The sequence below is a fragment of the Amycolatopsis samaneae genome, assembly GCF_039541975.1.
Taxonomy (GTDB): Bacteria; Actinomycetota; Actinomycetes; order Mycobacteriales; family Pseudonocardiaceae; genus Amycolatopsis; species Amycolatopsis samaneae.
In genome coordinates this window covers 605,012-628,291 of sequence record NZ_BAABHG010000001.1, presented here as the reverse complement: position 1 = coordinate 628,291, position 23,280 = coordinate 605,012, and the positions used below count along the sequence as shown (strand labels likewise).

12 protein-coding genes are annotated in these 23,280 nt (G+C 71.8%); 4 read left to right on the top strand and 8 right to left on the bottom strand.

Translation table 11 applies throughout. The features are described 5' to 3' along the window. Position 1: 1 nt before the first annotated feature. From ABD987_RS02745 to ABD987_RS02735, 3 genes are all read right to left on the bottom strand, one after another. Positions 2 to 8,086 (bottom strand): amino acid adenylation domain-containing protein, encoded by an 8,085-nt coding sequence (locus ABD987_RS02745; RefSeq protein ID WP_345386463.1) that lies wholly within the window; start codon positions 8,084 to 8,086, stop codon positions 2 to 4. A 577-nt stretch (positions 8,087 to 8,663) separates the two neighbouring features. After that, positions 8,664 to 9,668, bottom strand: coding sequence for a hypothetical protein (locus ABD987_RS02740; protein WP_345386461.1), 1,005 nt, complete (start codon positions 9,666 to 9,668; stop codon positions 8,664 to 8,666). Between the two features lie 34 nt (positions 9,669 to 9,702). Further along, positions 9,703 to 10,377, bottom strand: a complete 675-nt coding sequence (locus tag ABD987_RS02735) for a DUF998 domain-containing protein (RefSeq protein WP_345386459.1) — start codon at positions 10,375 to 10,377, stop codon at positions 9,703 to 9,705. A gap of 417 nt (positions 10,378 to 10,794) precedes the next feature. Here ABD987_RS02735 and ABD987_RS02730 point away from each other — a divergent pair, with 417 nt between their 5' ends. Continuing rightward, positions 10,795 to 11,409 (top strand): DUF1345 domain-containing protein, encoded by a 615-nt coding sequence (locus tag ABD987_RS02730; RefSeq protein WP_345386457.1) that lies wholly within the window; start codon positions 10,795 to 10,797, stop codon positions 11,407 to 11,409. Here the strand turns inward: ABD987_RS02730 and ABD987_RS02725 are convergent. Further along, complete coding sequence (locus tag ABD987_RS02725; protein WP_345386455.1) at positions 11,396 to 12,493, bottom strand: J domain-containing protein; 1,098 nt, start codon at positions 12,491 to 12,493, stop codon at positions 11,396 to 11,398. The two genes, ABD987_RS02730 and ABD987_RS02725, sit on opposite strands and share 14 nt — an antisense overlap. A gap of 130 nt (positions 12,494 to 12,623) precedes the next feature. Next, positions 12,624 to 13,787 (bottom strand): ROK family transcriptional regulator, encoded by a 1,164-nt coding sequence (locus ABD987_RS02720; protein WP_345386812.1) that lies wholly within the window; start codon positions 13,785 to 13,787, stop codon positions 12,624 to 12,626. Between the two features lie 150 nt (positions 13,788 to 13,937). Between ABD987_RS02720 and ABD987_RS02715 the strand changes: the two genes are divergently transcribed. Genes ABD987_RS02715 through ABD987_RS02705 form a run of 3 tightly spaced genes read left to right on the top strand, consistent with a single transcriptional unit; the run spans position 13,938 to position 19,260 of the window. Beyond that, on the top strand, positions 13,938 to 15,398 hold the full coding sequence (locus ABD987_RS02715; protein WP_345386453.1) for an APC family permease: 1,461 nt from the start codon (positions 13,938 to 13,940) through the stop codon (positions 15,396 to 15,398). Beyond that, positions 15,395 to 18,349 (top strand): glycoside hydrolase family 2 protein, encoded by a 2,955-nt coding sequence (locus ABD987_RS02710; protein WP_345386451.1) that lies wholly within the window; start codon positions 15,395 to 15,397, stop codon positions 18,347 to 18,349. The genes ABD987_RS02715 and ABD987_RS02710 overlap by 4 nt, the downstream gene beginning before the upstream one ends. After that, entirely contained in the window at positions 18,346 to 19,260 is a 915-nt protein-coding gene (locus ABD987_RS02705) for an ROK family protein (RefSeq protein WP_345386449.1), read from the top strand. The genes ABD987_RS02710 and ABD987_RS02705 overlap by 4 nt, the downstream gene beginning before the upstream one ends. A gap of 229 nt (positions 19,261 to 19,489) precedes the next feature. Here ABD987_RS02705 and ABD987_RS02700 read toward each other — a convergent pair whose 3' ends face one another. From ABD987_RS02700 to ABD987_RS02690, 3 genes are read right to left on the bottom strand one after another with little or no spacing between them, the layout of a single operon-like run. Continuing rightward, positions 19,490 to 20,722, bottom strand: coding sequence for an FAD-dependent oxidoreductase (locus ABD987_RS02700; protein WP_345386447.1), 1,233 nt, complete (start codon positions 20,720 to 20,722; stop codon positions 19,490 to 19,492). Continuing rightward, complete coding sequence (locus ABD987_RS02695) at positions 20,719 to 22,209, bottom strand: SDR family oxidoreductase (protein WP_345386445.1); 1,491 nt, start codon at positions 22,207 to 22,209, stop codon at positions 20,719 to 20,721. Before ABD987_RS02695 ends, ABD987_RS02700 begins: the two co-directional genes overlap by 4 nt. Before the next feature lie 46 nt (positions 22,210 to 22,255). Beyond that, positions 22,256 to 23,269, bottom strand: a complete 1,014-nt coding sequence (locus tag ABD987_RS02690; RefSeq protein WP_345386443.1) for a Rieske (2Fe-2S) protein — start codon at positions 23,267 to 23,269, stop codon at positions 22,256 to 22,258. Positions 23,270 to 23,280: the final 11 nt, after the last annotated feature.

The following is a 23,280-nucleotide window of genomic DNA, read 5'->3' as shown; positions in this document are numbered from 1 at the left end:
CTCAGCCCCTCGCCGCCGCGTCGCTGAGCAGCCGCAGCAGCTCGCGGACGGGGTTGCCCCGCAACAGGATCCCGACGCCGACGCCGATCCCGCACCGGGACCGCAGCAGGCTCACGATCCGCAGCGCCGTCAGGGAGTCCGGGCGGAACTCCAGCAACGCGCCCACCCCGCCGGGTTCGGCGCCGACGCGTTCGGCGTAGGCCTCCTCCAGCACGCGCCGGACCTCCTTCAGGTCCACCGGACGCCCGAGTACCGGCAGGGCCTGGGACAGCCCGGCGCGGTCGTAGCGGTCCGGTTCCCGGTCGCCGACTGGGGGCACCGAGGCGAGCAGCGCCTCGGTCGGGGTGTCGTGGCCGAGGCCCACCAGATCGAGCAGCAGGTTCCGGTAGACCGCGCCGAAGGTCTCCACCGTCCGCTGGTCGAGCACGTGCGCGGCGGCGTTGAGGGTGAGGTTCAGCCGGTTCGTGAACAGGTCGGTCCCGAAGGTCACCAGCAGCGCGAAGTCGGCGTGCTCGAACCACCGGATGTCCCCGACGATCCGTTCGCCGCGGTCGCCGAGCCGGTCCCGGTAGGCGGTGAAGTCGACGAAGTTGAACGCCGTCTCCACCAGCCGCCGCCCGCCGAGGGCCTCCTGGATGGAGGCGTAGGAGAACCGGCGGTGCGGCAGGCTCGCGTGGTCGGCGGCGGCCACCGCGGCGATCAGCGCGTCCCAGTCCGTGTCCGCCCGCGCCCGCAGTGGCCGGATGTTCAGGAACAGCCCCACCATGCGCTCGGCGTCGGGATGCTCCGGGCGGCCGTGCCCGAAGACGCCGGTGGTGACGTCCTCCTCCTGGCAGAGCAGGGAAAGCGCGCGGACGTGCGCGGCGAGACACAGCTGCCGGACGGTGACCCCGCGCCGCGCGGCGGCGGTGGCCAGCCCGGTGCGCACCGGCTCGTCGAAGGTCAGGACCGTCTCCGACCACCGGCGTTCCGGATCCACCTCGGGCACCCGCGGCAGTTTCGTGACCGGGGCGTCCCGCAGCTCCCGCTGCCAGAACCGCCGGGACTCCTCGTCCCGCTGCGCCGCGAGTTCGAGCCGCACGTAGTCCGGATAGGACAGTGGGCTCGGCGCGGCGGGGGCGAGCGGTTCACCGCGCAGGACGCGGTGGTAGTCGTCGAGCAGCCCGGCCATCAGCCGCGAGAAGCTCCAGCCGTCGAGGATCGCGTGGTGGAAGCTCAGCGACAGGTTGAAGCGCTCCGGACCCCGCCGGTGCACGAAGAAGCGCATCAGCGGCGCGGTGTGCCACTGGAACCCGGTCGTCTTCTCCGCCTCGAACCATTCGCTCAGCAGGACTTCCTGATGCGCTTCGTCCACATGGGACAGATCGTGGACGAGCAGGTTGACCGGGGCCTGCTCGTGCACGAGCTGGAGCGGCCGGGAGTAGCCGCCCAGCGCGACGGACGTGCGGAGCGCGTCGTTCCCGCGCACGAGCCCGGACAGCAGCGTGCTCAGCGCGCCGTGGTCGTAGGGGAGGTCGATCCGGTAGCTGATCAGGTCGTGGAAGGTGCCCTGCCGGTGGTCGAGCTCGGTGTGGAAGATCATGCCCAGCTGGAGCTGGGTGGCCGGGTAGGCGTCGGTGACGCCGGCCGGGATCCGGGCGCGGTCGGCGTCGGTGAGTAGCGCGAACGGGGCGACGGCCTCGTCCGCAGGTGCTTCGCCCGCCGTGCCGCCTTCGGCCAGCCGGTCGTCGGCGTCGAACAGCGCCCGGATGGTCTGCCGTCCGAACAGCTCGGCCAGGGTGACCTCGAAACCGTCGCGGCGCAACGCCCCGACGAGCCGGATGCCCTGGATCGAATCGCCGCCGAGGGAGTAGAAGGTGTCGTCGATGCCGGTCTCGGGCACGGCCAGCACTTCCCGCCACACCGCCGCCATCGCCGCTTCGGCCGCGGTGCGGGGTGGCGTCCTCGGCCGGTCGTCACCGCGGATCCCGGCCTCCGGGTCGGGCAGCGCCTTCCGGTCGATCTTGCCGTTGGTGGTCAGCGGCCACTGTTCGAGACCGACGAGCACGTGCGGCACCATGTAGCCGGGCAGCCGGGACCGGAGGTACTCGAGCAGTTCCCCGGCCGTGGCGGTGGTGCCCGGCTCGGTGACGAAGTACCCGGCCAGTGCCTTGTTCCCGGCGGCCCGGGTGAACGCGACGGCGAGCGCGGACCGCACGGCGGGGTGGGTGGTGAGCGCGGCGGAGATGTCGCCGGTCTCGATCCGGTAGCCCTGGACCTTGACCTGCGCGTCCGCGCGGCCGAGGTACTCGATGTCCCCGTCGGGCAGCCGGCGGCCCAGGTCCCCGGACCGGTAGGCACGTTCGACGCGCCCGCCGCCCAGGTCCAGCTCGACGAAGCGCCGCCGGGTCTCCTCGTGCCTGCCGAGGTAGCCGAGGGCCACGCCGCCGCCGGAGACGACCAGCTCGCCGACCGTGCCGACCGGGACCGGCCGCAGCCGGTCGTCGAGCAGGTACACCCCGAGGTCCGGGATGGGCTCGCCGATCAGGCTCGCCGGGCTCAGCGTGTCCGCGCGCCGGATCGGGCGGTAGGTGACGTGCACGGTGGTCTCGGTGATCCCGTACATGTTGACCAGCCGCGGCCGGTCGTCGCCGAAGTGCGCGAACCAGTCGGCCAGCTCGGTGAAGTCCAGCGCCTCACCGCCGAAGACGACGTGGCGCAGCGCGAGGTCACCCGGCCCGCCGCGGGCCATCAGCTCGCGTTTGACCGCGCGGAACGCCGACGGCGTCTGGTTGAGCACGGTGATCCGCTCCCGTGCCACGAGCTCGGCGAACTCCTCCGCCGAGCGGCTCACCCAGAAGGGCACCACCACGAGGCCACCGCCGTACAGCAGCGCTCCCCACATCTCCCAGACGGAGAAGTCGAAGGCGAACGAGTGGAACGACGTCCACCGGTCGTGCTCGTCGAAACCGAACCAGTCCTCGGTCGCGGCGAACAGCCGCAGCACGTTGCCGTGCGTCACCTGGACACCCTTGGGGCGCCCGGTCGAGCCCGAGGTGAAGATGACGTAGGCCGGGGAATCCGGGCCCGGCTCGGCGGACGGCGCGTCCTCGGTGCCGTCACCGGTGATCGCGGCGAGCGACTCCGGTGTGCCCGCGATCCCGGGCAGGTCCGGGAAGAGGCCGAGCACGTCCTCGGTGCCGATCAGCAGCCGCGCGCCGGAATCCTCGACGACCGCGGCGATCCGCTCGCGCGGGTACTCCGGGTCGACCGGCACGTACACCGCGCCCGCCTTGACGGTGGCCACGATGGACAGCACCATCTCCAGATCCCGCTCCAGCGCGAGCGCGACCAGGTCACCCGGCCGCACACCCTCGCGCACGAGGCGCGCGGCCAGCGCGTTGGCCCGCCGGTCGAGTTCCCGGTAGGTCAGGCGGCGGTCCCCGCAGGTCACCGCGACGCGCTCGCCGTGCCGGGCCGCCATCACCGCGAACCGGGCCGGGAGGCTTTCGCTCTCGCCCAGCCGGGGTGGCACCGCGCGGGCCACCGGGGGCAGCACGAGGTCGCGTTCGGCGGCCGAGAGCGGGTCGCCTGCCGACCACGCCCGCCCGCCGTCCCGCACGAGCGCGGTGACGCACTGCTGGTAGTAGCCGAGATAGCGGTCGATCTGCTCGGCGGTGTAGCGGTGCGGGTCGTAGCCGATCCGGTACTCCCACCCACCGGCGAAGGCGTTCGAGCCGACGTACACCACGAGCGGCACGTTCGTCTGCTCGAAGTACTCGACCGATTCGACGTGGGCTTCGTCCGCTCGGTGCTCCTGCTGGTGCACGTGGAAGTTGGTGAAGTTGAAGATCACGTCGGACACCGCGGCCGTCCCCGCCACCCGCTGGATCTCGGCCAGTGGGTACCAGCGCCGGGGCTGGAGCCGCTGTTCGAGCGCGAAGCAGCGTTCGGCGAGCGTGCGCCAGGTCTCGTCCGGGTCGATCTCCAGCCGGAAGGGCAGCGTGTTGAGGAACATCCCGAGCGCCTGCTCCGCGCCGCCGACCTCCGGGCGGCCGTTGCTCACCAGGCCGGTCAGCACGTCGCGCCGGTTGGTGACCAGGCCGAGCACGCGCAGGTGCACCGCGAGGAACACGCTCTTGAGCGGGACGCCCCACTCGCCGGCGCGCCCGCGCAGCAGTTCGGCCAGGCGCGGGTCCAGCAGCCTGCCCCTGACCTCGACCTCGCCCGGCCGGTCCTGGGGCGCGTCGCGGACCAGGCGCGGGATCTCCAGCGGGTCGGCGTCGGCCAGCAGCGATCGCCAGAACCCGGCCTGTTCCGGATCCGCGGCGGCGCGCCCTTCGAGCTCGGCGTAGAGCTTCTGCGCGTTTCGCGTGGCGTCGGTGACCGATTCCGGCGCGGGGGTGGCGCCGGGATCCGCCAGCAGCGCGGTGTAGTGCCGCACCCAGTCCTCGACCACCGAGGCGACGCTCCAGCCGTCCAGGATGGCGTGGTGGAAGGCGAAACCGAGCACGACGCCCGTCGCGCCGGTGACGAAGAACCGGACCCGGTAGGCGGGGGCGGCGCCGGGGTCGATCGGGGTGCGCTTCTCCCGCTCGGCCCAGTCCCCGACGACGGCGTGCGGGTCCTGCTCGCCGGTGCAGTCGACGACCTCGACCGGCAGCGGCGGCGCGCTTTCCACCACCATCCGCGGTTCGGGCCAGTTCTCGGTGTCGAACCGGGCCCGCAGGGCGGGGTGGCGCTGGGCGAGCAGCTCCCACGCCCGGACCAGCGCGCGTTCGTCGACGCGCGGAACGGCCACGCGGTAGCGGAAGATGTCGTGGTAGACCGGGATCTCCGGGTTCAGTCCACTGTGGAACATCATGCCGGTCTGCAACTGCGAGGCAGGCCAGGAGTCCTCGACGGCGCGGTCGCTCCCGGTCGCGGTCGTCACCTCGGCCGGCACGTCCACGGCGCGGGCGGCCGAAGCCAGCTCGGCCAGCCGGTGGTGCGCGAACAGGTCCCCGACGGTCAGCTCGTACCCGGCCTCCCGCATCGCGGTGATCAGCCGGATGCCGAGGATGGAATCACCGCCCAGCGCGAAGAAACTGCTGTCCCTGGCGATCTTCCCGACCTTCAGGATCTCCTGCCAGCACCGCGCGAGCAGTTCCTCGACCGGCCCGTTCGGCGGTTCGGCCGACGCCCCTTCGGCGGTGTCGCGCATCTTCGGCGCGGGCAGCGCCTTGCGGTCGAGTTTCCCGTTGGGAGTCAACGGAAGACGCGACACCCGCAGGAAGTCCACCGGCACCATGTAGTCCGGCAGCCGCTCGCCGAGCCGGGCGCCCAGCGCGGCCGGGTCCAGGTCCCGTTCCGCGCGGTAGTAGCCGACGAGCACGGTCGCGCCGCTGGGCGCGGTCACCGGCTTCACCGCGGCCTCGGTGCACCCGGCGGCCTCGCGCAGGCACGCCTCGATCTCGCCCAGTTCGATCCGCAGCCCGCGCAGCTTGATCTGGTCGTCGATGCGGCCCAGGTACTCGATCGCCCCGTCCGGGCGGAACCGGGCGAGGTCGCCGGTCCGGTACAGCCGCGCGTCCTCGTCGGCGGAGAACGGGTCGGTGACGAACCGCTCGGCGGTCAGCTCCGCGCGGCCGTGGTACCCGCGCGCCAGGCAGATCCCGCCGATGTGCAGCTCACCGGCCAGGCCCACCGGCTGTGGGTTCCCGGCCGGGTCCAGCACGAACAGCCGGACGTTGGCGATCGGCCGCCCGATCGGGACGGCGCCGTGCGCGTCCGCGGGCGTGCACGGCCAGTGCGAGACGTCGATGGCCGCTTCGGTGGGGCCGTAGAGGTTGTGCAGCTCGGATTCCAGCTGCCGGTGGAACGCGCCGACCGTCTGCGAGGAAAGCGCTTCACCGCTGCTGAACACCAGGCGCAGGGCCGGGAGCGCGCCGACGTCGGCCTGCAGGAACAGATCGAGCATCGACGGGACGAAGTGGGCCACCGTCACGTCGCTCTTGCGCATGGCCTCGGCGAGCGCGACCGGGTCGCGGTGGATTCCCGGCTCGGCGACCACGATGCCCGCGCCGACCATCAGTGGCCAGAAGAACTCCCACACCGAGACGTCGAAGCTGAACGGCGTCTTCTGGATCACCCGGTCGGCGCCGGTGAGCGGGAACGCCTCCTGCATCCAGTACAGGCGGTTGAACAGCGCCCGGTGCTCCAGCAGCACGCCCTTGGGCCGTCCGGTGGACCCGGAGGTGTAGATCATGTAGGCCAGTGAATCCGCGGCCACCGGCAGGCCGAGCGGGGTACCGGGCAGCGTCGACTCGGCGAGCACCCTCGGCACGTCGAGGACCACGGCCTCGCCCGCGTCGAGCCCGGCGGCGAGGTGCTCCTGGGTGAGCACGACCGGCATACCGGCGTCGGCGATCATGTAGGCGACGCGCTCGGCGGGGTAGTCCGGATCCATCGGCACGTAGGCGGCCTGTGCCTTGTGGATCGCGAGCAGCGAGACGACGAGTTCGGTCGAGCGGTACAGGTGCACGCCGACCAGGTCCTGCGCGCCGACCCCGGCCTCGCGCAGGTGCCGGGCCAGCCGGTTGGCCAGCGCGTCGAGCTCGGCGTAGGTCAGGGTCTCGTCGCGGAAGCGCACCGCCACCGCGTCCGGGGTCCGCCGTGCCTGCTCCTCGATCAGCTCCGGCACTGTCCACTTCGGATAGTCGCGTTCGGTGGCGTTCCAGGCGTCGAGTTCGGCGCGCTCCGGCGCGGTCATCAGCGGGAGTTCCCGGACCGGGCGGTCCGGGTCCCGCGGCAGCGTCGCGCACAGCTGCCGGAAGTGGCCGATCAGCCGGGTGATCGTCGCCTCGTGGAACAGCTCGGTGTCGTACTCGAGTTCGAAGGTGAACCCGTGGTCGCCGGGCTCCACGGTCAGCTGCAGGTCCACCCGCGCCCCGGAGACCGCGAACGGCACCGGTGCCGCGGTCAGCCCGGCGCCGAAGTCGGGGGAGCCGATCGGTTCCCGGGAGACGAACAGCGCCTTGAGCCAGTCGTCGCGCCTGCGGTGTTCGTGGCCCTCCTGGTGTTCCGGGAGGCCCTCGATGATGTGGCTGAAGTCGAGCAGCTGGTGCTCCAGCCCGCCCGCGACGGTGGCGCGGGTGCGGGCGAGCAGTTCGGTGCCACTCGGCCCGTCCCGCAGGTCGACGTGCAGGGGAACGGTGTTGGCGAAGAACCCGATGGTGTCCTCGTCCGCCCGCCGCGTCCGCCGGGCGAACGGGGCGCCGACCACGACGCCCTCCTGACCGCTGTAGCGGGCCAGCACCGCGCCCCACACCGAAAGCAGGGCGACGAAACGCTGTTCGCTCGCGAGGGCGAACAGCGGCCGGAGTTCGTCCCCGGTCATCCGGAAGAACTCGGTGCGGCCGCGAAACGCCCGGACCGGTGGTTCCGCGGCGTCGTAGGGGAGCGGGCACTCCGTCGGCGCCTCCGCCAGCCGCGCGCGCCAGTACTCCGCCTCTACCCCGCCCCGCGCGGACTCGGCGAACGCGCGGTCGGTCGCGGCGAACTCACGGAGGGAGCCGCCCTCGGGTGGCTCCCCGGCGGGCACGCCGTGCTCGGCGAAGGACCGGTACTGCGCCGCGAGATCGTGCAGGAGCACCACCTGCGAGCGGCCGTCGGAGACGATGTGGTGGCAGGCCACCATGAGCCGCCATCCGGTCCCGGAGATCCGGGCCAGCCCGATCCGCAGCAGCGGTGGCCGCGCGAGGTCGAACGGTTCGTCGGCGAGGGCGCGCAGCCGCCGGTCGGCCTCGTCCGCGCGGTCCGTTTCGGGGAGGGCGCGCAGGTCCATCCGGTGCAGCGGCACGGCGGTCTCCGGGCGGACCTGCCGGACCAGCCCGGCCGAGGTCATCAGGAAACCCGTCCGCAGCGCCTCATGACGTCGCAGGACCTCCGCTGCCGCGCGCTCCAGCGCGGTCTCGTCCAGGGGCCCGTCGATCCGCAGCGCGCTCACCACCTTGTACGGGGCGCGGCCCCCGGAGAGCCGTTCGACGAAATGCAGGCGCTCTTCCGCATGTGACGCGGGCGCCTCGATCAGCCGCCCGTTGTCCGGGCGCGACGACGTGCTCTTCAATTTCTGGATCTCCCGTTGTTCGGAAACCGTGTCCGGGTGCGGCGAAAGAAACGAGTGTGAATTCAGGCGCGCGGAATGGGGGTGGCGTAAATCACGTCGAGAGCGCGCGTGCGACATGGTGAACGATGGGTGAAACGGGTGTCATGCGCCGGTGAACGACCCCGCGTGCCGGGAAATCGGCCGCTGTGGGCGCCGGAAGCCACCACTCGTTACCTCCCCCGTACTGTTGAGCCCTCTTACGTCTACACGGTTCGTGGAAGTGCTTTCAACCAATGGAACAACGCGTCACTCGGATGGAGTCCTGGGGCGGCGTGCCGTCCCGGTGCCGGGGAGAAGAGCGGAGAAATTCCGCGCGAAAAAGAGGCAAGAGATCTTGCCCTGGTGACTCTTGTCAGGATGTGTCGCCGGGGAAGAAATGTCGGTTCTCGGCCAGAAATATACGGTTGAGCGTTTCTCGCGGGATGAGAATCCGGGTCGCGGCGGTGCCGGTTCTGGTAGGGGCCGCCGACGCGCCGGGTGGGAGCCGCCCCGGAAGCGCCGAGAGAAGGTCCACAGTGGACAGAAGGTTCCGGCGAGGCTACGCCACGGTCCGGCGCCGGTGCCCGCTCAGCGCGCGCACGCGCTGCCGGGCGAGCAGGTACAGCGCCGCGGCGAGCAGCAGGAAGACGCCGGTCTCGACGAGCCGGAAGGTGAGGAGCCGGTCCGCGGGCTGGTAGTCCAGGTAACTGCGCGTCCAGCCGTGTTCGGCGAGGCAGGCGGTGAGGCGTCCCGAGCCGCCGAACAGGCAGTCATGGATCGGCTGGGGCAGCTCGTCGCCGCCCAGCGGGGCGAGCTCTCCCGTGGTGTTCATCCAGCCGCCCCGGCCGACGACGAGGACCTCGTGCAGGCTGTCGGCGCCGATCATCGGCGACGGGTCGTCCTGCGGCCTGACGTTGCGGACCGGCGGAAGGTAGTGCGGCCGGGCCAGCACGGCGATCACCAGCCGTACCGCGACGAAACCGGCCAGCGCCGCACCCATCGCCGCCAGGGTCCGGCGGGTCAGCACGCTCGTCGCGACGCCGAGCGCGAGCCCGAACAGCGCGTAGGCCACCTGCAGCGGCGGCCAGAGTTCGAAGGCCACCGAGGCGAACGGGGGATAGCCGAAGGGATCCTGGCCGTGGAGCCGGTGTGTCAGCGTCATGGTGACGGCGCCGAGCAGCGCGGCGAGCACGGCGAGCACCAGGCCGAACACGAGCACCTTCACGGCCAGCCAGCGCCCGGCGGGCACGTCCTGGCTCCAGGCCCACAGCTGGGTGCGCTGCTCGAACTCGCGCGCGACCAGCGGGGCACCCCAGAACGTCGCGGCGAACCCGGCGAATCCGGTGACGGCGTACAGCAGACCGTCCGTCACGGTCCGCAGGAACCGCAGCTGCGCCTCGGAGACGGGGCCGGGGCCCGCCTCGGCGCAGAGCCACAGGGCGGTACCGGAGACCGCGAGGACCGCGGCCGTGGTCAGCACGAGCAGCCACCGGTGCTGCCGCCAGGTCGCCCACAGCAGGCCCGCGCCGACGCCGCGGCCGACCGGCGAGGTCGCAGGTGTCATGCCCGCCCTCCGATTGATCTAGTCCTCTAGAACACTAGACGACTGTATCAATCGATGCGGGGACGCGCAGGTCCACCGGCCGGGCGGGCACCACCAGCGCGAGCAGCGCCAGCAGTTCGGTCAGCGCCATGCCCCGCTCGACCAGGCCGAGCGGGATCGTCGTCCACCAGTGCCCGCCGGTGGCGGCGGCGAGGGCGATCGCGCCGAGGATGATCCCGAACCAGCCGAGCGACGCGACGGCGAGCAGCCGCGCGAGCAGGCGGCGGCCCGCCGCGGCGGGAAAGGCGGCACGGGCCGCGAAGAGCACCGCGAGCGGCAGGCATACGAACGCCGCCACGCTGGCGAACCGGTGCACGGTGCCGCCCACGCTCGGGCCGACCGCCCAGTCGTTCTTGGGGAACACCACGACCACCAGGAGCCCGGCCGTCCACAGCGCACCGCACACGGCGGCGGCCACCGGGAGCGCGCCACGCAGGCGCAGCGCCGCGAACCCGGCCACCGAGCCGAGCGCGACCAGGCCGACGGCGAGGTCGAACACCGTCTTGGCGTCGGTGAGCGCGTACTCGCTGATGGTGCGCCGCGTCGCGCTGATCGCGTCGGTCGGCGGGAGGAACTGCAGCGCGAGGATCAGCACCGCGCCGGCGGTGACCGCCACCAGGCAGGCGAGCCAGGCCGCCGGGGACCGCCGGTCGGGGCGCGTGGTCGTCATACCCCGACCTTAACGAGCCGAAACTGAGAACTCGTCCACGTCGCGAACGACGCGTTGCGGACGCTGAACGTCCGGAAGGCGTCCTTCAGGACGTGCTTGCGCCCGTCTCGCCCTGGCGCTCATATCGCGAACGCTCCCTTGAGGGCGTTGAACGTCGCGAGAGTCGCTTTCGGGACCCCGCCTCTCCTACGGTGGTGCCCGCTCGTGCCGAGGGACGCCTTCGGTGCGTCCAGCGCAGCGAGGGACGCCCTTGGTGCATCCAACGCACCCAGGGCGTCCCTCGGGCGCCGCGCCGCGCCGCGCTGACGGAGTGTGCACAAATGACAGGTCTCGAACGGCGCTTTCGGGACGCCGCCAGGCGGACGAGCCGCACGTTTCCGGCAGGCGCGGCGGAGCGGCCCTGGCTACGCTCCGACCGTGCTCCGCAAGGTCTCCCGCCTGCTCTCCCGGCTCATCGAGGGCTCACTCATCATCCTGGGCCTCGTCGTCGCCTTCGCCGACAACATGCCGCTCTACCTCGGGCTGTGGGATCTGCTCGCCGTGGTCTACCTGGTGATCCGGATTCACCGCCTGGTCAGGGGCGAGCGGAAGGGGAGCGGCTGGCTCAAGGACCTGCCCGACCGCCGCAGCGCCCTGCTGTTCACGGTGCTCGCCAGCATCACCGGCGTCGGTGCCGGGCTGGCGATCGTGGTCGGTGGCGACACCGCGGAGGAGAGCATGGTGGCGAAGGTCTTCGCGGTGCCCGCGGTGCTGCTCGCCTGGGCGATCCTGCACTTCGGCTACGCGGAACGGTACGCGCGGGACTACTACGCCGCGCTGCCCGAGCGGATCCTGGACTTCCCGGGCACCGAACGCCCGGCCTATCCGGATTTCGTCTACTTCTCGTTCACGCTCGGCACGTCCTTCGCCGTTTCGGACGTCGAGACCCGTGCGACGGCGGTCCGGCGGCGCGTGCTCGCGCACACCGTGCTGGCGTTCCTCTACAACACCGCCACGCTCGGCATCGCCATCGGCGTCATTACCGGGAAGTAGCCCGGCCGGTCACCTGCGCGCGGACCGCCCGCAGTGCCTCGTGGTCCACAGTGGACGGTTCGGCGGACAGCCAGGCGCCGATCTCGTGCAGGAACGTCTCCGGCGTCATCGGCGGCGCGGGCAGGTCGTCGGGGTCCTCGGTGGTCAGCTCGCCGGACCGGCTCGGGTAGACGATCATCGCGCCGCGCAGGGTGAGTCCCGGTACCAGGTCCCGGTAGGCGGCGAGGCTTTCGGCGAGCCTGCTGCCGCCGCCGAGGAAGGTCCGCCCGTTGCGCAGCAGCCGCCCGTCCTCGGCGGTTTCGTAGTGGCCGGGCAGCCACGTCTTCGACTCGATCAGCACCAGCCGTTTCCCGCACAGCACGGCGTGGTCGACGTCGGCGAACACCGAACCGGGCCAGGACAAGCCGTGGAAGATCCGCGCGCCGGGCAGCCGGGTGAAGTAGCGGGCGAGCAGATCGGCGGTGAGCCGCTGGGCCAGTTCGTCCGCCTCCCCGCCGGGGGAGCCGAACACCAGCCGCCCGCCGAACTCCTCGGCGTAGGCCTCCCGTGCCCGGGACACCCGCAGGTACCCGCGCGCGAGGTGCTGCACGAGCACGGCGGTGCCCGCGGTCAGCAGCAGCCACACGACGAGCACCGGCGTGGAGAACTCCACCCCGGTCAGCAGGGGGAGCAGGACCAGCACCATCCCGCCCACCGCGAGGACCACCGGGGTGTGGCCGGGGCCGCGCCGCCTGCCGTGCCGGACGCGGGAGTCCTGGCCCGCGAAGTCCCACCAGTCCAGCTCCTCCGGGGCCAGATCTGGGGTCTCCGGCACGAAACCGGGCTCCTCGCCGAACCGTCGCCGGGGCCGAGGCCGCACGGGGACGCGGACGGTGTGTGCCACCGCGGCGCCCGCGTCGTACCCGGCGCGCAGGGCGGGGTCGCTCAGCGTGTCGTAGGCCTCCCGGAGCAGCCGGAACGTGCCGACCGTGCCGCCCGCGTCGGGGTGCATCGTCTTGGCCAGCCTGCGATAGGCGCTCTTGATCTCCGCGGACGACGCCGTCCTGCCCACGCCGAGCATGTCGTAGTAGTCGACCTCGGACACGTTCGGGTTCACCTCCGGGTGGCAGCCGCGAAAACCCTATGGGGTCACCGGAAGCGGCCGTCAACCGCCTCCTCGGCGCGCCGGGGTGAATTCCCCCGTGCCTGCTCAGGCCCTCCGCGCCCGGAAATGCTTACGCGCCACGCGCGGCACGGCGTTGCTCGCGCCGGTCGAAGACGACTTCGCGCGCGGTGTCCAGCGCGGTCGCGATCGCCCCGGCCAGCACGGCGTCCTCGCCGAGCTGCCCGGCGACGAGCTCCGGCGCGAACGGCGTCGTCGCGGCGAGCGCGCGGCGCAGCGGCCCGGCGAGCAGGTCGGCGTTGCCGCCGATCCCGCCGCCGAGCACGATCAGCCCGGGGTCGAGCACGGCGGTCACCGACGCGACGACGTAGGCCAGCTTGACCGCCTCCTGCTCGACCACCTCCAGCGCGGCCGGGTCCCCGGCGCGGGCGCGCGCGAAGACGTCCTTCGCGGTACGGACGGTGAGCCCGCGCGCCTGGGCCGCCGCGACGACGGCGTGCCCGGCCGCGGCGTCCTCCATCGGCCCCGGCCGCCGGGCCCTCGCGGGATGCCTGCCGTAGGGCAGGTCGGCGATCTCGCCCGCGGCGCCGCTCGCGCCGCGGAACAGCTTCCCGCCGATCAGCACGCCGAGGCCGATGCCGGTGCCGACGGTCAGGCACACCAGGACGTCCACGCCCAGCGCCGCGCCGAGCGCGTGCTCGCCGACCGCGGTGAGATTGGCGTCGTTCTCCACCACCAGGTCCGCGCCGAGCGGGCCGAGCGCGGCCCGGAGGTCGTGCAGCAGCCCCCTGCGTTCCCAGCCGGGCAGGTTCGGCGCGCGGTGCACGGTGCCGGTGCGCGGGTCGGGGATGCCCGGGGTGCCGACGACCGTGGACACGACGTCGGCGGGGGAGAGGCCGGCCTCGGCGACCGCGCGCGCCGCGCTCGCGCCGACGGACCGGACCAGCGCCCCCGCCGACCGGCACCGGTTGGGCTCGTCCAGCCGGGCCACGATGCTGCCCTCCAGATCGGCCACCGCGATCCGGATCGCGCGCCTGCCGATGTCGACGCCGACGACGTGCCCGGCGTCCGGCGTGGCCCGGTAGAGCACCGCCGCCCGGCCGGGGCCGGGGAGACTGTGCCCGGCCGCCCGCACCAGCCCGTGCCGCTCCAGGTCGAGCAGTGCCTGCCCGACCGTCGGTTTCGACAGCCCGGTGTCCCCGGCGAGCTGCGGCCTGGTCGCCGCGCCGCCCTTACGCAGTCTTTCCAGCACCAGGCGCTGGTTCAGCTCGCGCATCCCGGCCGGCGTCCCCGCCTGCGGCCCCTTGTCCGCCACCACGTCAGCCCTGCTCCCGTCTTCCGCGTCCGCAACTTTACGAAGTGAGCTCTTCCTCACCCGCACGATTTATGTTAAGAAACTTTACTAACTATCGGACGGAGGCATGTCGTGAGTTCACCCACCCGGCCGGGCGGTCCCGGGAAAGCCGTATCGCCGCCGCCTGCCGGCCTCGAGCGCAGGATCGGGCCGTTGCAGGCCACGGCCATCAACATGACACAGATGTGCGGGATCGGCCCGTTCGTCACGATTCCGCTGGTCGTGTCGGCGCTGGGTGGCCCGCAGGCGATGTTCGGCTGGATCATCGGCGCGATCATCGCGCTGGCCGACGGCCTGATCTGGGCGGAGCTCGGCGCGGCGATGCCCGGCGCCGGCGGGACCTACATCTACCTGCGCGAGGCGTTCCAGTACCGGACCGGCCGGATGATGCCGTTCCTGTTCGTGTGGAGCGCGGTGCTGTTCATCCCGCTGATCATGTCCTCGGGCATCATCGGCCTCGTCCAGTACCTCGGCTACCTGTTCCCGGCGGTGGTCGAGGGCAGCGGGGTGTCCCCGCTCGGCAAGATCGTCGGCATCGCGATCGTGCTCGTCATCGTCCTGGCGCTGTTCCGCAAGATCGGCCAGATCGGCAAGCTGACCACGGTCCTGTTCGTGGTCATGCTCTTCGCCGCGCTCGCCGTCATCGTGGCCGCGTTCTCGCACTTCGACGCCGGACAGGCGTTCGCGTTCACCCCGGGCGCGTTCAGCTTCCCCAGCGGCGCGTTCTGGGCCGGTCTCGCCTCCGGCCTGCTCACCGCGGTGTACGACTACCTCGGCTACAACACCGCCGCCTACCTCGGCGGTGAGGTCCGCGCCCCGGGCCGGACGCTGCCGCGCGCGATCGTGTTCTCGATCCTCGGCATCATGACCCTCTACTTCCTGCTCCAGGTCGGCGTGCTCGGCTCGATCCCGCTGGAGGAACTGAAGAGCGCGACGTCGGTGGCGTCCACCGTGCTGGAACAGGCGTGGGGCTCGGGTGTCGCGAAGACGCTGACGGTGCTCATCGTCGTCGCCGCCATCGGCTCGGTGTTCGCCGGTCTCCTCGGCGGCTCGCGCGTGCCCTACGAGGCGGCGCGCGACAAGGTGTTCCTGCGGGCCTTCGGGAAACTGCACCCCCGGCTGAACATGCCGACGCTCGGCGTGGTCACCATGGGCTTCCTGACGGCGGTCTTCTCGCTGTTCTCCCTGTCCGAGGTGATCAACGCGGCGCTCGCCTGCCTGATCCTGCTCCAGTCGCTCGCGCAGGTCGCCGCGATCGTCGTGCTGCGGCGCAGGCAGCCGGGGCTGAAACGGCCGTACCGCCAGTGGCTGTACCCGGTCCCCACGATCGTCGCGGCGATCGGCTGGGTCTACATCTTCGTCTTCTCCAACGACTCGTTCAGCAAGTACCTGGCCATCGGCTGGGTCGTGTTCGGCCTGCTGATCTTCCTGGTCTGGGCCAAGGCCGAGAAGACGTGGCCGTTCGGCCCCAAGGAAATCCGCGAAACGTTCGTCGAGGACGGCGTCACCGAGAACGAGGGGACACAGGCATGACAAGGACATGGAGGGCACGGGTCGCGGCCGGTGCCGCGCTGCTCCTGGTACCGGGGGTGCTGTCGGTGGCCGCCCCGGCCTCCGCGCAGACCACCGGCGCGGACACCGGGGCCGCCGACGAGGCCGTCGCGGCGGCGAAGCGGCAGGCGCCGGTCAAGATCGGCACCGGCGGCTGGCAGGTGCTCACCACCGCGAACGTCAAGGACGGCGGGGACAAGGTCTCCACGCCCGGCTACGCCACCAAGGACTGGCTGCCGGTCAGGACCGACGACGAGGGCGCGCCCGGCACCGAGATCAACGCCTTGGTACAGAACGGAAAGTGCCCGGAGGTGTTCTATTCGGACAACATGCGCAAGTGCTTCGGGTACGTCGACAAGCTCGGCCCCGTCACCACCGCGCCGTTCAAGGACCCCTGGTGGTACCGCACCGACTTCACTCCCGCGTTCAACCGGGGGCAGCACGCGAAGCTGACCATCCCGGGCATCGTCGGCGAGGGCGACGTCTGGGTCAACGGCACGCAGATCGCGGGCAAGGACCTCGTCAGCGGCGCGTTCGCCACGCACACCTTCGACGTCACGAAGCTGTTGAAGCCGGGCAAGAACACCTTGGCGGTCAAGGTGTATCCGAACGACCCGAAGACGATGTACACCGTCGACACGGTCGACTGGGGCCAGCTGCCGCCGGACAACAACACCGGCATCCAGTTCGCCCCGCGGTTGCAGGTCTCCGACGCGCTCACCGGCGACAACGCGCACGTCGTGCAGGCGAACGCCGCCGACATGAGCAGCTCGTCGCTGACGGTCAAGGTAGACGTCACCAACAACGCGCCCACCGCGCAGACCGGCGAGGTGGCCGCGACCGTCACCCCGCCCGGCGGCGGGGGCAGGCCGATCGTGGTCAAGCAGACGGTGAAGGTGCCCGCCGGCTCCAAGCAGACCGTCGCCTTCACGCCGGAGAAGTTCCGCGCGCTGAAGATCGACCGGCCGAAGCTGTGGTGGCCCTACTCGATGGGTGACCAGCCGCTGTACGGACTGTCCACTTCGGTCTCCCAGGACGGCGTCGTCTCGACGACCTCGCACGACACCTTCGGCATCCGCACCGTCAACTCGCGGCTGGTCGGCAGGTCGCCGCAGCTGCCGCAGGGCGCGCGTCAGTTCGGCATCAACGGCCGCGACTTCGTGTTCCGCGGCGGCGGGTACGCCCCGGATCTGTTCCTGCGCTACGACAGGGCCGACGTCGCGCACCAGATCGCGCTGATCAAGAGCCTCGGCCTCAACGGCATCCGGCTCGAAGGCCACGACATGCCGCAGGACTTCTACGACCAGGCCGACCGCGCGGGGCTGCTGATCATCGGCGGGTTCCTGTGCTGCGACGCGTGGCAGCCGGAGGACGCGGCGAAACTGACCGACCGCGACTACCGGATCATGCACGATTCGGCCTACGGGATCGGGCAGCGGGAACGGAACCACCCCAGCGTCTTCAACTATGGCTGGAGTGACAACGAACCGGTGCCGCGTCAGGAAAGCGAGACGCTGAAGGCGTTCAAGGCGGCGGACTTCGACGTCCCGCTGGTGGCGTCCGCGGAGTACAAGAGCACGCCGGCGCTGGGAGTTTCGGGTGAGAAGGAAGGGCCCTACGACTGGGTCCCGCCGACCTACTGGTACTCCCAGAACTACTCGAAGAAGGACGACAGCCGCACCAACGCCGGTGGCGCGTGGGGCTTCGCCAGCGAGCAGAGCGCCGGGCACACGGTGCCCACTTTGGACTCGTTGAAGCGGTTCCTCTCGCCGGAGGAACAGAACAAGCTGTGGACCGACCCGGCGTACAACCAGTACCACGCCAACTTCGAGTCCGGGCACGGCGGCTACGCTTTCGGCACTCTGTACACTTTGGACAAGTCGATCAGCGAGCGCTACGGCAAGTGGGACTCGCTGGAGTCGTACGTGAAGCTCGCGCAGCTGGCGAACTACGAGAACACCCGCTCGCAGTTCGAATCGTTCCTGCACCACTCGACGGACAAGAAGAACCCGGCGACCGGTGTCGTGTACTGGCAGCTGAACAAGGGCTGGCCGACGCTGCTGTGGTCGCTGTACAACAACGACGGGGACCAGGCCGGTTCGTTCTACGGCGCCAAGAAGGCGAACAAGCCGCTGCACGCGCTGTACGGCTACGACACCGGCACGGTGACCGTGGACAACCTGGGCGCGGGCCACCAGGGCGGCGTTTCGGTACGGGCCAAGGTGTACGACACCGCGGGCAAGGTGCTCGACGAGCAGACCGCGGACGGGATCTCGCTGGGCAGCCAGGCCGTGAAGACCGGCGTCCTCAAGCCGAAGGTCCCCGCCGAGACCAAGGCTCCCGCGAAGGCGCAGACGTACTTCGTCGAGCTGCAGGTCACCCAGGGCGGCAAGGTCGTCGACCGGAACGTCTACTGGATGTCCACCCAGAAGGACGTGGTGGACTGGGCCAAGACCCTGGAGGGCCCGGACGGCGCGCAGCCGCAGGCGACGATGAGCCAGTACGCCGACCTGCAGGCGCTGCGGGATCTGCCGAAGTCGACGGTGAGCGCGAAGGCGTCGACCAGGTCCGCGCCGGGGCCGAACGGTGACGACACCGTCACCACGGTCACCGTCACCAACACCTCGAAGACTCCGGCGGTCGGGTTCTTCCTGCGGGCCGACGTGCGGCGCGGGACCGCCGACGGGCGCGAGGCCTCCGGGGACAACCAGCTGGCGCGGGCGACCTGGGACGACAACGACATCACGTTATGGCCGGGCCAGTCGCAGACGCTGACCGTGACCTACAAGGCGGCCGACCTCAGGGGCGCGGTGCCGGTGGTCAGCGTCGACGGGTTCAACACGGGCCGGATCGTGGTCGGCGCGGCCGGCCACGGCCACCACGACGGGCAGGGCGCGGCGCTGGCGCCGCAGATCGAGGGGACCAGGGAGTGACGGAAGCGGACTGGATTCTCGGCATCGACTTCGGCGGCACGAAGGTGGCGCTGGGGCTCGCCGACCGCGACGGGACCCTGCTGGCCACGCGCCGGCTGGACACCGACGCGCAGGCGGGGGCCGATCAGGTGGTGACGCGCGCGCTCGCCGGGGCCAGGAGCCTGCTGGCCGAACACGACGCGACGGACCGGATCACCGCGATCGGTGTCGTCAGCCCGGGAATCGTGCTGCCGGAGAAGATCCTGCTCGCGCCGAACGTGCCGGGCTGGGAGCGGCTGCACCTGCGTGCGCTGGTGGCCGCCGAGTTCACCGGGGTGCCGATCGCGGTCGGCACGGACGCGAAGGCGGCGGCGCTGGCGGAGTGGAAGTGGGGTGCGCTGGCCGGGGCCGACCCGGCCGTGTTCCTCTCGCTGGGGACCGGGATCGCCGCGGCGGTCCTGGTCGGTGGCCGGTTGCTGACCGGCGCCAACGGGGCTGCCGGCGAGATCGGGTACAACCTGCTCTCGCCGCAGGACACCGAGGGGTTCGCCAGCGGAGCGGCGCCGCTGGAGGAAGCCGTCGGTGGGCGGGGGCTGGGCGGCCGGGCGAGCGATCTGCTCGGCCGCCCGGTCACCGCGGGTGAGCTGTTCGGGCTGGCCAGGGAGCACACGGCGGCCAAGGAACTGGTCACGGCGGCGCTGGACGAGCTGTCCATGCACGTCGCGAACCTGGCCATCGCGCTCGATCCGGAGCGGATCGCGGTCGGCGGCGGCCTGGTCCGCTCGGCGGACCTGCTGCTGCCCGCGCTGCGGGACCGCCTCGCGCACGCCGTGCCGTTCCCGCCGGAACTGGTGGCCGCCCGGTTCGACCAGGACGCGGCGCTGCTGGGCGCCGTCGCCCTCGCGCTGGGCGGGTCCGGGCAGGGCGGCTGAGACACCCCGGGTGGTGTGCCGGTGCCCCGACCCGGCACGCCACCCGGGAACCACCGCCGAAGGGTGGCGTGCGGAAAACGCATGTCACCCTTTCGTTTTGCCGCCGGTATGGGGGTGCCGGAGCTGCCGGGGGACGACGTCAAGGACTTCTTCGGCCCCGAGCCGGGCCGGTTGCCCGATCTGTGGGGGACCGGCACGATCAGGCCCGCTGGCAGCGGTCACGGTGAGGTCAGTCCGCGGCCGGGATCGGTGTCAGCACCGCCTCGTCGAGACGAGGAGGGCAGGGGCCGTAGGCGTTGTCCCTGGCGTTGCGGGTACGCACCGCCGGGATCGCGAAGAACCAACGCAGGAACGAGGGAGGCGCCGCACCACGTCCGCGGGCCCTGGCCTCGGCGGATCGGCGTTCGATCCGGACCTGCTGGTCCTGCACCTTCGTGATCGACGGCAGGCGGTCGTGCTGGATCGCGGCGAGGTCTTCCGGCCCCGGCGTCCCGCGGCGGAACGCCGGGACGAGGTGGTTGGCCGCCGTGACGGCGTCTTGGACGGCCATGAGGATGCCGTTGCCGCCGACGGGGGAGATGACGTGCGCGGCGTCGCCGATGAGCAGCAGACCGGGGCGGTACCAGGTGTCCACCCGCGAGATGTCGACCGACAGCAGGGTGGTCTGATTGAAGTCGGTGAGCAGGTGGACGCGATCGGCGAGCCAGGGCACGTGGTCACGTACGAAGTCCCGGATCGGGCCGACGCCGCCGTCTCGCAGCCGGGAGTAGCTGCCCTTCGCGAGACTGTATCCGACTTGCCAGTCGCGGACCCCGCCGAGGACGCCGACGTAGCTCTCGTGACCGTAGTACAGGTCCAGGTCGGCGTCGGGCGGGTCGTGTGGCATGCGGGGGAGCCGGAACCAGAGGATGTCCGTCGTCGCTCCGAGGGATCTCGCCGGTAGCCCGGCGAGCCGGCGCAGCGTGGAAAACCGGCCGTCCGAACCGACGACCAGCGACGCCGTGAGTTCGCCACCGCGATGGCGAACCCCGGTGGTGGCTCCCGAGGTGTCGGTGACCAGTCCGGTCACCTTGGCGCCCATTTCCAGGGAGAACGACGGGAGTTCGGCGGCTCGGTCCGCGAGGTGTTCGAGGAAGCGGACCTGCGGCATCAGCGCGACGTAGTTGTGGGGAGTGTCGAGCCGGTCGTAGTCGGCGACGCTGAAGGTGGCCTTCGGTGTGTGGAACCGGAACGAAGCCGCCTTGAAGTGGTCCAGCGCCAGCAGCCCGTCGGCCAGGCCGAGCCGGGCGCACAGCTCCAGCGTGTAGGGATGCAGCGAGTCGCCCCGGAAGTCGCGGTCGAAATCCGGCCGTGACTCGAGCACGGTCACCTCGACGCCGGCCCGCGCCAGCAGGTATCCGAGCAGCAAGCCACCCGGGCCGCCCCCGGCGATCACGACGTCCCGGGAACTCCCGCTCGTCATCGCTCCCCTTCGTGCCGCGCGCGGTCCCGCGCTGAGCCGGTCTGATGCTCGGCGGTGCCGGTAATGTTGCGGACCATCCCGCCGAACACGGCGCCGTGGAACGGAGCGATCAGCCGCCAGTACAGGTGACCGGCCAGGCCGTGCGGTTCGAACACGGCCCGCTGCCGGTACACCGCGCCGCCGGCGCGGCCCGGTTCGACGGCGAGCTCCAGCCACGCGCGGCCGGGCACCTTCATTTCCGCGCGCAGCCGCAGTATCCGGGGCCGGTGCAGGTGTTCCACCCGCCACCAGTCGAGCGCCTCGCCCACGTGCAAGCGGCGCGGGTCTCGCCGGCCCCGGCGCAACCCGACACCGCCGATCACGCGGTCCGCCCACCCGCGCACCGACCAGGCCAGCGGGAACGAGTACCAGCCGTGCTCGCCGCCGATGGACTCGATCACGTCCCACAGCGCGTCCGGCGAGGCGGACGTCGTGTGCTCCCGTACGTCCTCGTAGACCGTGCCGCCCGACCACACGGGATCGGTGGGCAGGGGATCCGACGGCGCGGCACCCGCGTCCGACCACCGCGTCGGCACATCGGTACTGCGGATCCGGGCCAGCGCCAGCTCGACCGCGCGCTCGTAGTGCGTCAGGCCCCCGGCCGGATCCGGGATGTGCGCGGCGATGGCGTGGTCGTGGCACACGACCTCGTGTACCAGTGACTCGATCAACGGGACCGCGATTCCCCGTGGCACCGGGGTGACCAGGTTGACCCACTGGGCCGACAGCCAGGGCGTCAGCAGCCGCACGGGTACCACGAGCCGCCGCGGCAGGCCCGCCACCACCGCGTACTTGCGCATCATCTCCAGGTAGGTCAGCACATCCGGGCCGCCGATGTCGAACGCACCGCGCACCGCGGGCGGAAGCTCCGCCGCGCGCACGAGATAGTGGAGCACGTCCCGCACCGCGATGGGCTGGATCCGGTTGTGCACCCATCTCGGCGTCACCATCGCGGGCAGCCGCTCGGTGAGGTAGCGCAACATCTCGAAACTGGCCGAACCGGAACCGAGAATGACCGCGGCCTGGAACACCGCGGTCGGTACCCCCGAGTCCAGCAGCACGCTGCCCACCTCGGCCCGCGACGCCAGATGCGGCGAACGGGTCGTGCCGTCCGGCACGATGCCGCCCAGATAGACGAGCCGGGCCACCCCGGCCGTCCTGGCGGCGGTGGCCACCACTTCGGCCGCGTCCCGGTCCACCCGCACGAAATCCTTACGCGTCAGCGAATGAACCAGGTAGTAGACGACCTGCTGGTCGGTCATGGCGGCCGCGGTACCGACCGGATCGGTCACGTCACCCCGGCACACCTGCACCCGGTCCCGCCAGGGAACCTCGGCGAGCTTGTCCGGGGACCGGGCCAGCACCCGCACCTCGTGCCCGGCGTCGAGCAGCCGCGGTACCAGCCGTCCGCCGACGTAGCCGGTCGCTCCGATCACCAGGCAACGCATGCTCGCCCGCCCTCCCCTCCGTGGCGCGTCCGGACCGTGGACACCGTCATGACGCGGATCCGGTGCGCAGGAAGAACCGTCGTTCGGCGTAGGCCATGTCGTCACGCCACAGCCGTGCGGCGGCCCGGCGCATCAGCGGGCGCAGCGCCGGCGCGGCCCGGCTGGCCCGCGCGAAACCCGGCCGCGCCGAGGTGGCGATCGTCGCCTCGATCACCGCGGTGCGCGGCCGCCCGTCCGGTCCCGTTCCGAGCGGGGTGGCGTGGGTCTCGACGACGCTGCCGGTGCCCTCACCCTCGACGATGGTCATCAGCACGGTCCGTGGCCCCGGGCAGGTGAACTCCGCGATCACCGGCACGCCCCAGGAACCGGCCAACCGGAAGGTCACCTCGACGACGAACCGGTCCTGCGGCTCCGGTACGTCGAGCCCCCGCGGCGCGGACAGGACCCGTAACCGGGTGAACGAGTACGGGTGGAACCAGGCCCCGTGCCACGGATCGAGCCGGTTGGCCACGACATCACACGGTTCGCAGGTCCCCGTCAGTGTCGCCACGGCGTCGACGGTGACACCACCGGGCCGGGCGGGGACCACCGGTCGTTCGGTCGGGAGCTCTCCGCCCGCCTCGTCGAGCCGCACCCACACCAGAACGCCGTCGTCATGGGAAGGCAGCGGGGACCAACCGGTGCGGCCGGGGCCGAGCCGCAGGCCATGCCACCGGCACACCAGTTCACCGCAGTCCACCCGCGCCTGATCGAGCGGTGCCCCCAGATGCGGGCACGCGCCGGGGCCGACGACGAGAGCGCCGTCCACGCGGCGCCAGGCCACCAGTTCGCGTCCACCGACGGTCACCCCGAACGGGCGACCCTCGCGGACGTCGCGGGTGGCGCCGAAGACGAACCAGTTGCCGGCCGGGCGGGCGTCGGCGCGCTTGACCGCGGCGTCGATCCGCGCGGGACCGCACTCCGCGAAGGTGGGTTCCTGTCGCGCCCATCGCGGTTCACGGAAGGGCTGGACGGGCCATCGCGCCGGCCACCGACCGATCCACCGCCGACCGAGATCCACCGCGAACCGCT

What these genes read in the sequence shown, in the direction of transcription:
- ABD987_RS02700 (WP_345386447.1), bottom strand. Translation starts at nt 20,722, where the DNA reads ATGACGAGCGGGAGTTCCCGGGACGTCGTGATCGCCGGGGGCGGCCCG.
- ABD987_RS02710 (WP_345386451.1), top strand. Translation starts at nt 15,395, where the DNA reads ATGACAAGGACATGGAGGGCACGGGTCGCGGCCGGTGCCGCGCTGCTC.
- ABD987_RS02695 (WP_345386445.1), bottom strand. Translation starts at nt 22,209, where the DNA reads ATGCGTTGCCTGGTGATCGGAGCGACCGGCTACGTCGGCGGACGGCTG.
- ABD987_RS02735 (WP_345386459.1), bottom strand. Translation starts at nt 10,377, where the DNA reads ATGACGACCACGCGCCCCGACCGGCGGTCCCCGGCGGCCTGGCTCGCC.
- ABD987_RS02740 (WP_345386461.1), bottom strand. Translation starts at nt 9,668, where the DNA reads ATGACACCTGCGACCTCGCCGGTCGGCCGCGGCGTCGGCGCGGGCCTG.
- ABD987_RS02720 (WP_345386812.1), bottom strand. Translation starts at nt 13,787, where the DNA reads ATGCGCGAGCTGAACCAGCGCCTGGTGCTGGAAAGACTGCGTAAGGGC.